Source organism: Marinobacter sp. P4B1, assembly GCF_001447135.1.
Taxonomy (GTDB): domain Bacteria; phylum Pseudomonadota; class Gammaproteobacteria; order Pseudomonadales; family Oleiphilaceae; genus Marinobacter; species Marinobacter vinifirmus.
This window is the reverse complement of the sequence record NZ_LLXM01000010.1, coordinates 337,623-350,014: the sequence shown is the minus strand read 5'-3', so window position 1 is coordinate 350,014 and position 12,392 is coordinate 337,623. Positions and strand designations below refer to the sequence as shown.

12 protein-coding genes are annotated in these 12,392 nt (G+C 58.2%); 9 read left to right on the top strand and 3 right to left on the bottom strand.

Features of this window, described 5'->3' with window-relative positions; genetic code table 11:
• Positions 1-3: 3 nt before the first annotated feature.
• Genes gspF through gorA form a run of 9 tightly spaced genes read left to right on the top strand, consistent with a single transcriptional unit; the run spans position 4 to position 7,640 of the window.
• Positions 4-1,215: a type II secretion system inner membrane protein GspF gene (gspF, locus tag AQ621_RS07730; RefSeq protein WP_022988988.1), complete on the top strand. Its 1,212-nt coding sequence runs from the start codon at positions 4-6 to the stop codon at positions 1,213-1,215.
• A 57-nt stretch (positions 1,216-1,272) separates the two neighbouring features.
• Positions 1,273-1,725, top strand: a complete 453-nt coding sequence (gene gspG, locus AQ621_RS07725; protein ID WP_058340998.1) for a type II secretion system major pseudopilin GspG — start codon at positions 1,273-1,275, stop codon at positions 1,723-1,725.
• A 6-nt stretch (positions 1,726-1,731) separates the two neighbouring features.
• The gene (gene gspH, locus AQ621_RS07720; RefSeq protein ID WP_058340964.1) at positions 1,732-2,262 is read left to right on the top strand and encodes a type II secretion system minor pseudopilin GspH; all 531 of its coding nucleotides are present in this window, start codon (positions 1,732-1,734) and stop codon (positions 2,260-2,262) included.
• A complete protein-coding gene (gspI, locus tag AQ621_RS07715) occupies positions 2,256-2,633 on the top strand; it encodes a type II secretion system minor pseudopilin GspI (RefSeq protein WP_058340963.1) in 378 nt (125 codons plus the stop codon). The genes gspH and gspI overlap by 7 nt, the downstream gene beginning before the upstream one ends.
• Positions 2,630-3,385, top strand: coding sequence for a type II secretion system minor pseudopilin GspJ (gene gspJ, locus AQ621_RS07710; protein ID WP_058340962.1), 756 nt, complete (start codon positions 2,630-2,632; stop codon positions 3,383-3,385). Before gspI ends, gspJ begins: the two co-directional genes overlap by 4 nt.
• Positions 3,385-4,374 (top strand): type II secretion system minor pseudopilin GspK, encoded by a 990-nt coding sequence (gspK, locus tag AQ621_RS07705; protein WP_058340961.1) that lies wholly within the window; start codon positions 3,385-3,387, stop codon positions 4,372-4,374. Before gspJ ends, gspK begins: the two co-directional genes overlap by 1 nt.
• Positions 4,375-4,376: 2 nt before the next feature.
• On the top strand, positions 4,377-5,684 hold the full coding sequence (gene gspL / locus AQ621_RS07700) for a type II secretion system protein GspL (RefSeq protein ID WP_058340960.1): 1,308 nt from the start codon (positions 4,377-4,379) through the stop codon (positions 5,682-5,684).
• Between the two features lie 4 nt (positions 5,685-5,688).
• A complete protein-coding gene (gspM, locus tag AQ621_RS07695) occupies positions 5,689-6,222 on the top strand; it encodes a type II secretion system protein GspM (protein WP_058340959.1) in 534 nt (177 codons plus the stop codon).
• 56 nt (positions 6,223-6,278) lie between these two features.
• On the top strand, positions 6,279-7,640 hold the full coding sequence (gene gorA, locus AQ621_RS07690; RefSeq protein ID WP_058340958.1) for a glutathione-disulfide reductase: 1,362 nt from the start codon (positions 6,279-6,281) through the stop codon (positions 7,638-7,640).
• Here the strand turns inward: gorA and AQ621_RS07685 are convergent.
• Genes AQ621_RS07685 through AQ621_RS07675 form a run of 3 tightly spaced genes read right to left on the bottom strand, consistent with a single transcriptional unit; the run spans position 7,637 to position 12,369 of the window.
• Positions 7,637-9,151 (bottom strand): sensor histidine kinase, encoded by a 1,515-nt coding sequence (locus AQ621_RS07685; RefSeq protein WP_058340957.1) that lies wholly within the window; start codon positions 9,149-9,151, stop codon positions 7,637-7,639. The two genes, gorA and AQ621_RS07685, sit on opposite strands and share 4 nt — an antisense overlap.
• The gene (locus AQ621_RS07680; protein ID WP_227508265.1) at positions 9,148-10,131 is read right to left on the bottom strand and encodes an ABC transporter substrate-binding protein; all 984 of its coding nucleotides are present in this window, start codon (positions 10,129-10,131) and stop codon (positions 9,148-9,150) included. The genes AQ621_RS07685 and AQ621_RS07680 overlap by 4 nt, the downstream gene beginning before the upstream one ends.
• An 18-nt stretch (positions 10,132-10,149) precedes the next feature.
• Positions 10,150-12,369 carry a TonB-dependent receptor plug domain-containing protein gene (locus AQ621_RS07675; RefSeq protein WP_082640938.1) on the bottom strand — a complete coding sequence of 740 codons (2,220 nt, stop codon included), beginning with the start codon at positions 12,367-12,369 and terminating at the stop codon, positions 10,150-10,152.
• Positions 12,370-12,392: the final 23 nt, after the last annotated feature.

Here is a 12,392-nt window from a genome sequence, read left to right as displayed (position 1 = left end):
TCCATGCCAGCGTACGAATACAAGGCACTGGACCCCAGGGGCAAGCAGAAGCAAGGGGTATTGGAAGCGGACGCGCCCCGGGCGGTACGCCAGCAACTTCGCGAAAAAGGCTTTACGCCACTGGCGGTAACGCCGGCGGTCGAAAAACAGGCCCGCAACAACCCGCTGAGCAGTCGTGGTTCCCTGAGCGCGGCAGACCTTGCCCTGGTAACCCGTCAGCTGGCAACGCTGATACAGTCGGGTATCCCCATCGAACAGGCCTTGAGTGCTGCCGCCCAGCAGTCCAACAAGCCTCGCATTCGAAGTATGCTCATCGCCATCCGGGCCAAGGTCATGGAAGGCTACACACTGGCGGACAGTTTCGGGGAGTTTCCCAAAGCCTTTCCCCGCTTGTACCGTTCGACAGTAGCTGCCGGTGAACACGCCGGGCACCTGGACCTGGTTCTGAACCGGCTTGCGGACTACACCGAAAGCCGCCAGGAAGCGCGACAGAAAATCCAGCTGGCAGCCATCTATCCGATCATTCTAAGTGTGGTGGCCATCGCCATTGTGGTGTTTCTGCTCACCTACGTGGTGCCGGATATCATCGAAGTATTCCTCAAGCAGGGCCAGGACCTGCCGGGGCTGACGGTAGCGATGCTGTCGGTTTCGGAATTTCTGGGCTCTTACGGTGTCTATCTTCTGATACTGCTGGTGATTGCCATCATCGGTTTCCGGGTGGCGCTCACCAAACCGGCGTTCCGGATGAAATTCCACAAGCAGCTGCTGCATTTGCCGCTGTTTGCAGGCATGGTTCGGGGCGTTAACACGGCGCGCTATGCCAGCACACTCAGTATTCTGACAACCAGTGGCGTGCCCCTGGTCGAAGCCATGAAAATCGCCGGCGAGGTGTTATCCAACGATTACCTGCGCCGGGAACTGCGGGAAGCGGCACGAAAGGTCAGTGAAGGTGGCTCGTTACACCGCTCGCTGGACCAGACCGGCTATTTCCCGCCCATGATGTTGCACATGATTGCCAGTGGCGAGGCTAGTGGTGAGCTCGACAGCATGCTCGAGCGCACCGCGCGCATGCAGGAGAACACGCTGCAGTCCAAGATTGCCGCGATTGTCGGGTTATTCGAGCCACTGATGCTGCTGGTGATGGGCGTGGTGGTGCTGATTATCGTACTGGCCATCATGCTGCCGATTCTGAACATGAGTAACCTGGTGGGCTGACAGCCCCACCGCACAGAAGTAAAACAGGGAAAACACAGGTCTGACATGAGTGAAACTATGAAAAACATCGACAACGCCAACATTGCACGCAGCCGGGGCTTCACCCTGATTGAAATCATGGTGGTTATGGTCATTTTGGGCTTGCTGGTGGCCATCGTGGCGCCGAACATCATGGGCCGCAGTGACCAGGCCAAGGTAACCGTTGCCGAAACCCAGTTGAGCAACATTGCCAACGCACTCGACCTGTACCGTCTGGATAACAGCCATTACCCGTCTACCCAGCAGGGCCTGGAAGCGCTGGTGAGCAAGCCCAGTGGTAGCCCGGAACCGAAAAACTGGAATGCCGACGGTTACCTGAAGGGCGTGCCGGAAGATCCCTGGGGTAACCAGTACCAGTACGTGAGCCCGGGCCGGGAAGGCCCCTATGATCTGTACTCCTACGGTTCTGACGGCAACGAAGGCGGTGAGGGCGATGCAGCCGATATCAGCGCCTGGAACACCGGGAAGTAAGCGATTGTGCGCAACAGGGCGAACCAAGCCGGCTTTACGCTGATCGAAATACTGGTTGTCCTGATTATTGTCGGGCTGCTGGCAGCCCTTGCCGTGTTCAATATGGCCGGCAGCTCCCAGCAGCGCGAACTGGAAAGCCAGGTAAGGGACCTTTACCTGTTGATGCAGACCGCCTCGGAGCAGGCGGTTCTGAACAATCTGGAACTGGGTTTGTTGTTTGAGGAAGACGGCTACCGCTTTGTCGCCTTCCAGGACGAATCCGGGGAATGGAAACCACCTGCCGAGCGCATGTACCGTAAACGAACCCTGCCGGAATGGCTGACGGTTACCCAATACGTCGAGAACGACGCCCCGCGCCTGACCAGTGCCGAAGATGAACTCCGGCCAGACCTTGTGTTCTTCTCCAGTGGCGAAACCACGCCGTTCGAAATCGAATTTACCATGGGCCGTGAGATCGAGAGCATGCACGTGCTTGCCTCAGACGGCATTTCGCCTTTGGAATGGCGACAGCCGGGTGCCGGGGAAGACGAATGGTAAACCGGAATCGTGGCTTTACCTTGCTGGAAGTGCTGGTGGCGCTGCTGGTGTTCGGCCTGATTGCCACGGCCGCAGCGGAGGTGGGCAGCAATTATATTTCCAGTTTCGAGCGGGTGCGGGACAAAACCCTGGCCGGCTGGCTGGCTGAAAACCGCGTGAATGAACTGCGCCTCCAGGAACAGCTACCGGATATCTCGGATAACTCTGAGGATACCGACTACGGCAACTACCGCTGGCGGGTAACTACCGTGGTGCTGGGTACCGCCGAGCCGACCATGCGCCGGGTGGAAGTGACCGTGGCCAAGTACCCGGATGGCCAGAGCGAGCCGTTTTCCGTGCACACACTCTCTGCCTTTCTGGGGGAGAAATGACGCCGCTTAAAGTACCGGTGCTGCCGCACCAGCAGGGCTTCACCCTGATGGAAGTGCTGATTGCCGTCACCATTACGGCGGTCATTGGCCTGGGCGTGTGGCAGGTGGTGAACGGCGTAGTCAATTCCCGGGACCGGGTGAACGAGCTTGCCGAGCAGTTCGATGGCTTGCAGAAGGCCATGTTGCTGCTGGAACGGGATATCACCCAGGTTGTTAACCGGCCGGTACGGGATGTGTACGGCGACTTTTCACCCGCGCTGACCACCCGGGACGATGCCTTTGCCCTGATGATTACCCGGCAGGGCTGGCGCAATCCCCTGGGGCTGCGGCGCAGTGGTCTGCAGCGGTCGGCCTGGGAGTTTACCGGTAGCGAACTGCGCCGGCGTTACTGGCCGGTGGTGGATGAAGGCCAGGAGGATTCCAGCCGGGACCTGCTGCTGCTTGAGAACGTGACTGAATTCGAAATCCGTTTTATCGATGCCGATGGTAACCGCCATGAACAATGGCCCGATGACGAAGCCCTGGCGGGTTTGTCTCCGGGTGCCCGGCCCGATATCGCCTTGCCCCGGGGTATGGAAGTTACCCTGGAGCACGAGCGCTTTGGTGAACTGGTGAGAACTTTTACCCTGCCGGATTTTGATCCCCAGCAAGCCCAGGGCGTGATCAACCAGCAACTTGAAGCCGCAGAGTCCGACACGGATGAAGAAGAAGCGGAAGAACAGGCCGCTACCCAAGACGGAGGGGGTAGCTGATGCTTTTCCGGAACCAGAAAGGCGTGGCGCTGATCATGGTGCTGCTGGCCATGGCCCTGGTGGTCATGCTGGCCTCCGGTATGACCCGTCAGCAAAGCCTTCGGATCTTCAAGGCCGGCCACTACCTGGCCCAGCAGCAAGGTTACAACATTGCCCTTGGCGCCGAGGAATTCGCCCGCCGGATCCTGGTGAGGGATTTCGAGGAAGACCGGGAAAACAGCCTGATGGTCGACAGCCCCGACGAGTTCTGGGCCATGAACGCTGCCATACTGCCGCTGGATGAAAACGGTGTGGCCGAAGTACAGATTGACGACCTGGGTGGGCGGATAAACCTGAACGACCTGGTGACCACCAACGGGCAGGTGGATACACTCACCAAAGACCGCCTGACCCGGCTGTTCGTAGCCCTGGGGATTACCGGGCTGAACGTGGATGCGCTGATTGACTGGATCGATTCGGACGACCAGACCGTGAGCGCGTACGGTGCCGAAGATGGCCAGTACCTGATGGCCGATCAACCGTTCCGAACCGCGAACCAGCCCTTTGTCTCTATCACCGAATTGCGGCTGATCGAGGGCATGACCGAAGAAATCTATGTGGCATTAAGGCCCCATGTGACAGCGGTTCCGGTCAGTGGAATTGGTATCAATGTAAACTCGGCTACGGTGCCGGTGCTGATGTCGCTGCATAATGAGCTGAACGAGGCCCAGGCGCAGTCTATCGTGGCCCAGCGCGAAGAGGAGCGTTTCGAGGATCTCCAGGATTTTCTCGCACTGTCCGAGTTTTCCGGCCTCGGCCTGAAGCCCGCCGGCCTTACGCTGCAAACGCGGTTTTTTGAAGTTGTATCACGGATTACCTACGATAATCGTGTCGTTAATATGGTCAGTACGGTGTTTCGCAATCCCGAGGGTGAAGTCCGGACAGTTCACAGGGATACCGGACAGAAAAACCGGATCACAAAAGAACCCTTTACGTTCTCAGAAGGATAACCATGTCTTACCGCCTGTATGCACGGCCGTTGCCGCCGTTTGCGGATCCGGAGCAGAATCCGGACGCCCAGCTGTTTGACTGGGTTCTGCAGGATGCCAGTGGTGATACCCAGGCCCATGGTGAGGCCAGCACCCGCGAACACATCGAGCAGACCCTGGCGCAGAACGCGCTGGAAAAAGTCATTCTCATCGGGCTGATTCCCGGTGATGAGACCACCTTCTGTGTGGCAGATATCCCCGCCAGGCAGAGCCGTTTTATCCAGCAGGCCTTGCCGTTTGCGGTAGAAGAACAGGTGGCGCAGGATATCGAAACGGTGCACCTGGCCCTTGGCCGCCACACGCCGGACGGCTACCAGGTAGCGGCTATCGACAATCTGCAAATGGCGCGCTGGCAGCAACTGTTCAGCGGTTGGCAACACGTCCGCCTCGATGCCATCTATCCGGATGCGGCACTGCTGCCAGCCACCGAGGGAGGCTGGAGCCTGTGCCTGGATGGCGAGTCTGTGATGCTGCTGAGCCAGCGTGGCGAATGGCTGCGCATGCAGGCCGACAACCTGCCACTGTTTGCCATGACCATGGCGACGCCGTCGGAAGACGAGGTAGTGGCGGAAATCCCGGTACAGGTGTTTGGCACTGAAGCCGACCTGGACAGCTGGCAGGGCGCAATCAGTGAATTTTCCGGCAGCAGTGGCCGGTTGCAGGTACAAACCAAGCCATTGGAATTCTCGGTGCTGGAACTGCTGGCCTGGGCTCACCATCAACACCTGTCCCAGCCGGTCAACCTTTGCCAGGGTGCGTTTTCTGTAAAGACTTCCGGTGCCAGCCCGCTCAAGCCCTGGAAGCCGCTGATTGCGGTTGCCGCCGTCTGGTTTGTGGTTCAGGTAGCGCTGGAGGTGGGTATGGGCTTCTATCACCAGCAAAAGGCTGAGGAGCTGCAGGGCCAGGCCATGGCTGTCTACCGGGAAGCCTTTCCTGGCGACCGTCGAACCCATGCCGGCAATGTGCGCCGGGTGATTGAAGGCCAGTTGCGGGTTGCGGGGTCGGGTAGCAAGGATGTTGATTTCATCACGCTGATGAAATTTACCGGTGACCAGTACAGCCGTGTACCGAATGCCAGCGCCATCACCTTTAACTCCATCAACTACAGCCGAACCCGTGGCGAGTTGGTGGTGGATGTGCGGGCCGACAACTACGACCGCCTGAGCCGTTTGCGTAACGGCCTGGCCAATCAGGGGCTGCAGGCCCAGATTGGCTCGGTGGTGAATGAAGCAACAGGCGCCCGTGGCCGGCTGACTGTTTCCGGAGGTTAAGAACATGTGGGCAAGAATCAAGGATCAGCCGGCGGTCGGCAAACTGATTGCAAAGTATGACCAGCTGCCTTCCCGGGACCGGCAAGCACTGGTCGTGCTAGTGGTGGCTTTGCTGCTGGCCGTGCTGTATTTCGCAGTTTGGGCTCCGGCGTCTGCGTTCAACGAAAAAGCCCAGGCAAGCCGTGAGAATGCCGGCGAATTGTTGGCCTGGATGCAGGCGAATGAAGCCACAATCAAACGGCTGGGCTCCACCGGGGCACCGGCGAGTGGCTCGGCTAACGCAGACAAGCCTGAAAGCGGCCGTGAGCTGATGGCCCTGGTTACCCGGTCTGCCGGTGAAGCAGGGCTGGCGCTTCAACGCTTTGAGCCCAGTGGCGATAGTGCAATCCGCGTTTGGCTGGAAGGCGTACCGTTTGCCGAAGTCGCTGCCTGGCTCGAGACAATGAACGGAAACCATGGCGTGATTATTGACCAGGCTTCCATGGATCGTGGTAATGAATCGGGAACGGTGTCCGTACGACTGACTCTTGCGATATGATTGGCTGGTAACTGATAGTATCCGATACAGATTCATCATGTAGAACGGGAGATACAGTGTCTGACAGCCACGATTTTGACCTGATAGTGATCGGCGCCGGCTCTGGTGGAGTGCGGCTGGCAAGAATGTCTGCCCAACGGGGCGCGCGGGTAGCGGTTGTGGAATCCCGCCACCTGGGCGGTACCTGTGTGAATATTGGTTGTGTTCCGAAAAAACTGTTTGTTTACGGGGCGCACGTCAGGGAAGAGCTGGAAGACGCCGCCGGCTATGGCTGGAACATCCCCACAGACGACGTAAGCTTCGACTGGCCCACGCTGGTGGCCAACAAGAATGCCGAAATCGAGCGCCTGAACGGCATCTATGGCCGGCTGCTGGAAAACGCCGGTGTTGAAATTATCAACGGCACGGCCAGCCTTCAGGGCCCCAACACCGTTGCCGTCGGTGACAAGACCTACAGCGCAAAACACATTACCGTAGCCACCGGTAGCTGGCCGGTAGTGCCGGATATCCCCGGCAAGGAATGCCTGCTCACCTCCAATGACATGTTCTACCTGCCTCAGTTGCCACGTCACGCGGTGATCTGGGGTGGCGGCTATATTGCCGTTGAATTCGCCGGCATTCTGGCGGGGCTGGGTGTGGAAACCACCTTGCTGTACCGGGGTGACCTGTTCCTGCGCGGTTTCGATGGCGACGTTCGCCGCTTTACCGAAACGGAAATGCGCAAGAAAGGCGTGGATCTGCGCTTTGGCGTAACCATCAACTCGGTGGAATCCAGAGACGACCACTACCAGGTCAACCTCAGTAATGGCGACACCCTTGAAACCGGATTGGTTATGGCGGCAACGGGCCGTCGTGCGCTGGTGGACGGGCTGGGTCTGACCGATCTCGGTGTGGAGCTGACGGCGTCGGGCCATGTGAAGGTCGATGACCACTTCCAGACTGCTGTACCGTCCGTGTATGCGCTGGGTGATGTGATCGGAACGCCGCAGCTGACCCCGGTCGCACTGGCACAGGCCATGGTGCTGTCACGCCGTTTGTATGGCGATGGCCAGGGCGACATGGATTACAGCGCTATCCCGACGGCAGTGTTCTGCCAGCCGAATATCGGTACCGTGGGCCTGACTGAAGAAGAGGCGAGGGAAGCGGGCCATCAGGTGAGTGTTTTCCGGTCAGAATTCCGGCCTATGAAATACACCCTGAGTGGCCGTGAAGAGCGCTGCCTGATGAAGCTCGTGGTCGATAAAGAGACTGATAAGGTGCTGGGCGCCCACATGGTAGGCCCGGATGCCGGTGAAATCACCCAGGGCCTGGCGGTGGCCATCAAGGCCGGAGCCACCAAGGCCCAGTTCGATTCCACCATCGGCATTCACCCTACCTCTGCGGAGGAGTTTGTCACCATGCGGGAGCCGGTGGCTTAATCCTCACCGGATAGCTGGAAGGGCAGGTCAAAGCGGAAATAGGCTCCCTGTCCAAGGTCGGTATCGACCTGGACGTGGCCTCCCATCAGCTCTACCAGCCGCTGCACCATGGATAAACCCAGCCCGCTGCTGACATGCATGCGGGTTGCGGTTCCTGCCAGCGACTGCTCATAGTGCGGCAACAAGTTGTCGAGCCTCTGGCCAGCATTGTTCGAGCCGGAATCACTGACGGTGCAGTTGAGCACCGCTTGCTTGCCATCAGCGGATGACCAGCTGGCCCGGACGCTGATATAGCCGTCTGTGGTGTATTTGAGTGAGTTCCCCAGCAAGCCCGCCAGAACCTGCCGAACCCGGGCAGAATCCCCAAAAACCAGGGCCTTTTCAGGCCAGCTTCCCTGAAAGTGCAGCTCCAGCATCAGCCCTTGTTGCTCGGCCGCAAGGCGGTACGAAGCAGCACAGTTACTGATCAGGTTGCGCAGGTCGAATTCCTGGTGCGCCAGTTCAAAGTGGCCGTTTTCCATCTGCGCGAAGTCCAGCATGTCGGAAATAACCGTCATCAAATCCTGGGTAGACTTACGGGCAGTTTCCAGATAATCCATCTGTTGTTTGCTCAACGGCTCCTGGTGCACCAGGTCAATCATACCCAGCACACCTTTCAGGGGTGTTCGCAATTCCTGGCTCATGCCGGCCAGGAACTCCGACTTGGCCTGGCTGGCGTGCTCGGCCTTTTCCCTGGCGGTTTCCGAGAGGGCGAGGGTCTTTTCCCGGGATTCCCGGGCCTGTCCCAGATGCAGGGCCAGTTGGTTCAGCTGCTGCTGAATACTGGCAATTTCGCGGCCTCCGCCGTGAGTTTCGATGGGCTGTTCTTCGTAATCCCCCTGCATCAACAGGTTTACCCGGCCGGATAACTGGCTGATGGCACGGAAAATAGCGCTGAGGAAATGATTCACCAACAGCATGGTGAATAACAGCATGGCTATGCCCACCGACAACGACGACCACAGCACTTCCTGCTGTCTTTCTTCCAGGATTCGGGGGCTGACAGCCACCTCAAGGGTGCCCACACGCAGTGAGCCGGTGCTGAAGTTCCACTGGCCCGCCAGCCAGTCCGTTCCTGAGGAAAGCTCGACCGGTTCCTGCAGTATCTCTGCGGAATAGATCATCGGGGAGCCTGCGGTGCGATCACCAGATTCGGTGCTATTGCCAACAAATCCGATTTCTTCGCCAACCACATCCGTTACCCGGAGCCATTCCGCCTTGCTGCGCCTGAGCGACTGCCGCAGAACCTGTTCCAGGGCCCCGCGGTTACCGGAAACCACGGCGTATTCCAGGGCCGGTGCCAGGCTGTCCGCGAACAGCTGGCTGCTTTCAGCGAGGTCACGGCGGGAATCTTCCAGCCGGGCGGAGGTGAAGAACGCCATCAGCACCACAAACATCACGGCTGCGGGCAACACTCCGATCAATAGCCGGCGGGACAGCGACATGCCGGACTTTTGCTCCGGGCGACTCATTCTCCGGCCTCCTGCTGTTCCTGGATGAAGCGGTCAACTGCCTGTGCAATCCATTCCCGGTCGGGCAGGGGGATGTTCAGGGAGCGTGCGACCTGCTGGTTGACTTCTACGCGATATTCATCCGGATAGGCGGGTGCCGGCAGCTTTCCGGTTTCAAAGAATGCCAGCAAATAATCCGCGGTCTGTTTTGCCATGGTTGTAAAAGGTGCGTAGCTGGATGCCAGGGCGCCGGCCTTGACGTAGGCCTGGCTGGGGCCGATCAGGATTCGATTACGGCGGTAGGCGGTCAGCAGGATATGTTTGATGTTACGGGGGTTGTAGATCTTGTCATCCAGCCCCGCCAGTACAAAGTCACCGTAGGTCAGGGCGCGGTTAAGGCTTGGAATCAGCTGGTCGTCGCTGCTGACGATAAACATTCGGCCTTCCAGCCCGTAAGTCGGCAACTGTTCGATCAAAGGCTCATACATGTCTGCTGAATCAAGGGTGGCCAGCACGCTGACGCGGGTAGCCTGCGGGAGGATTGCCTTGCCTGTCAGCGCCTGGCGCAGTAACGGGACGTCGTAGAACACCGCGGTCAGCTGCTCCCCGGTCTTGTCCAGGTAATTCTCTATCGCCTGCTTTTCCACCAGTAAGGCGATAATCGGTGCCGTGATTTCCTTATCCAGGAGCCCCGAAAAGGCTGCGGGCCCTATGGCTATAACCGGTCTGCCCGAGGCTAAGGGCAAATCCTTTGCTTCAAGGGGCACCAGGTCCACCTGGCCATCCAGCTCCTTACTGACCAGGTTGGTCATATGCTGGTCCAGCGCGGCATTGCCTGAGCCTTCAATGTAGGCCACCGGGTGTGTGATTGCGGCCGCCTGAACTTTCGAGGCCATCCATAAAAAACAAAGCAATAGCCAGAAGGCCATGCCAAGTGAATGTCGCAAAGATTTATGCACGGTTATTGTCATACCTTCCTGGCTGGTGTCGACATACATCATGGGTGCGTTCTGTTTCCATCAGAACCGGAGACCGGCTTCGACAAAGAACTGATTATGGTCTTCGATATTGTTGTCCGAGCTCAGCTCCGGATCCCGGTTCAGGTAGTGCTGCACGGTGAATGCCAGCTCGGCGCTGTATCGCGGGCCGAAAAAGCTCTTGCTGACCCGGGTGTCTATGCGTTCAAACTGGGTATTGAACTCGTCTGCCCAGTAAAACGCAGAGGCGAACCGGAACCCCAGTGGCAAATCCTGGATGGCGGCAAGGCTGCCTGAATGGCGCACAGACATGCGGGTGAGCAGGGCGACGGCTTTGTCCTGGGTATCGGTGTCGACATTGCCGTCCGCTCCGATAATCGGAGTGCCCGAGTACCATGTGTCCTGGTCCAGGTAGCCGTAGCTGGCCCGGAGGGTGGTGCCCGGAAAGTCCAGCGACGCCTCGACCTCGAAACCTTTCTGGTCGGCTGCCACGTTGTTGTCGATGGTCCATTCTTTGAGCTGAATGACTCCGCTGATCATATCCCTGAGCTCGTCCTTGAAGCCTCTGACCTCCAGAGAAAACAATGCGGAATCCATCGGGAACTGGCCAAAATAACTTATTTCACGGGAAGTTATGCGCTCTTCCTGCAAGTCTTTGTCAAGAGTTAAAACATCCAGGTCTTCCGCAGCTGCATAGGTATCAACCCGAAAACCCTCGAGGTCTGAATAGATCGCCGGCCGCACATTCGAGAGCGTGTAACCCCAGTCGGGGTTCTGTTCGAATTCATCCGGTGTACGCACGGCTTCGGAATAGACCAGTCGCAGCGCATGGCGGTTGCTCAGCGTGAAGTTGGCGGCAACGCGAGGTGAGAAATAACCTTCGTCGGTGGTACTGGTGTGCTCCCAGTTTCCGCCGGCGTTCAGGGTCATAAAAGAGATTGGCGTGTATTCCAGGTTACCGAAGTAGCGGGACTGATAGCTGTTGCCACGGCCGTTGAAGTAGGTTTCCGAGCGATAGGTGTCTTTGCGGAAGCCAGCGCCAGAAACAAGCTTCAGGTTGTCGCTGAACAGCAGGGTGTCCTGAAACTCAAATTCCAGGCGGGTGTCTTCGGAGTTGGCGTTCACCGTAGCAAATGCCCGTTCTCCGCCGCTGTTGGTAAAGCACAGTCGTTCACGGTCATCACCATTGTCGAAGTAGGTATATTCGTAAAGCGGAGTTCCGTTGCGCAGGCACTGGGCCGTATTGTCAGGGAAGGAAACGGCGTAGGCCTGCCGGCGATCAAAGTTCTCGACAGCGGCCTGGATGTGGAAAAAATGCCGGTCTGACGTGGCGTAGTTAAACCGGGTTTGCAGGTAGAAATCCCTGACTTCGATATCCGGGTTTTCCAGCGGCTCCAGCTCGCCACTTTTGAAGCGATCCTGGTTATTGGTGCCATCGACCACACCGCCGCGAAACTCCAGGTCGGCCTGGCTGTTTATTTGAAGACGTGAATCGTAGGTGAAGGAATTGATGTCATGGCCGTCGTAAAACGGCACCTGCTCATCCCCTTCAATCTGATAGTCAAAGCCGTCGAACTTGCGCTTTTCGTAAGTCAGGCGCCAGTCATAGTCAGACCCCGTATGACCGACGGAGCCGAAGGTTCTCAGGTGCCCCCGCGAGCCCCGGGTAACCTTGAACTCGGCGCCACCGGTGTCAGCCGGGTCCCGGGTAATGATGTTGATGGTGCCGAGAAACGCATTAATGCCGTAGGCGGCCGAGTTTGGGCCCCTGGCTACTTCGATACGCTCAATCATCTCCAGCGGCACCGGCATGGTTTCCCAGTCCATATCCGACAGGGTGGCCCGGTGAGCGGTGCGGCCATCCACCAGAACCTGCATGCGGCGCTGCTCGTAGTGAACAGTGCCGTGGTAAGTGGTTACCGGTGTGTGGCTGCCAACAAAATTGACCACCATGCCAGGCACCAGGCGGAACACTTCGTACAGGTTAACAATGCCCAGGTTGCGAATCAGGTCGCCATCGATCACGGTGGTGCTGCCGGGAACCCGGGTTTTGGGTTGGCGCAACCGGGTAGTGGTAAGCACTTCCGGGATGTCTTCATTGAAACCGGCATAGAAACCATTGCTGAATTCCTGCTCGCTTTGGGCAAGTGCCTGTGGCGCAGCCGCAGCGGTTATAGAAACAGCTAACAAGCCGAGCGTAAATCGGGCTGAAAGTGCCGGTTTTCGGGGCAGGGTTGCCGCCAGGTAATTCGTAATGGGCATGGGTGTCGTTCTATAATTTGCCG

Coding starts and splice junctions, on each gene's coding strand:
- gspF (WP_022988988.1), top strand. CDS start 4: ATGCCAGCGTACGAATACAAGGCACTGGACCCCAGGGGCAAGCAGAAG.
- gspG (WP_058340998.1), top strand. CDS start 1,273: ATGAAAAACATCGACAACGCCAACATTGCACGCAGCCGGGGCTTCACC.
- gspI (WP_058340963.1), top strand. CDS start 2,256: ATGGTAAACCGGAATCGTGGCTTTACCTTGCTGGAAGTGCTGGTGGCG.
- gspJ (WP_058340962.1), top strand. CDS start 2,630: ATGACGCCGCTTAAAGTACCGGTGCTGCCGCACCAGCAGGGCTTCACC.
- gspK (WP_058340961.1), top strand. CDS start 3,385: ATGCTTTTCCGGAACCAGAAAGGCGTGGCGCTGATCATGGTGCTGCTG.
- gspL (WP_058340960.1), top strand. CDS start 4,377: ATGTCTTACCGCCTGTATGCACGGCCGTTGCCGCCGTTTGCGGATCCG.
- gspM (WP_058340959.1), top strand. CDS start 5,689: ATGTGGGCAAGAATCAAGGATCAGCCGGCGGTCGGCAAACTGATTGCA.
- AQ621_RS07685 (WP_058340957.1), bottom strand. CDS start 9,151: ATGAGTCGCCCGGAGCAAAAGTCCGGCATGTCGCTGTCCCGCCGGCTA.
- AQ621_RS07680 (WP_227508265.1), bottom strand. CDS start 10,131: ATGATGTATGTCGACACCAGCCAGGAAGGTATGACAATAACCGTGCAT.
- AQ621_RS07675 (WP_082640938.1), bottom strand. CDS start 12,369: ATGCCCATTACGAATTACCTGGCGGCAACCCTGCCCCGAAAACCGGCA.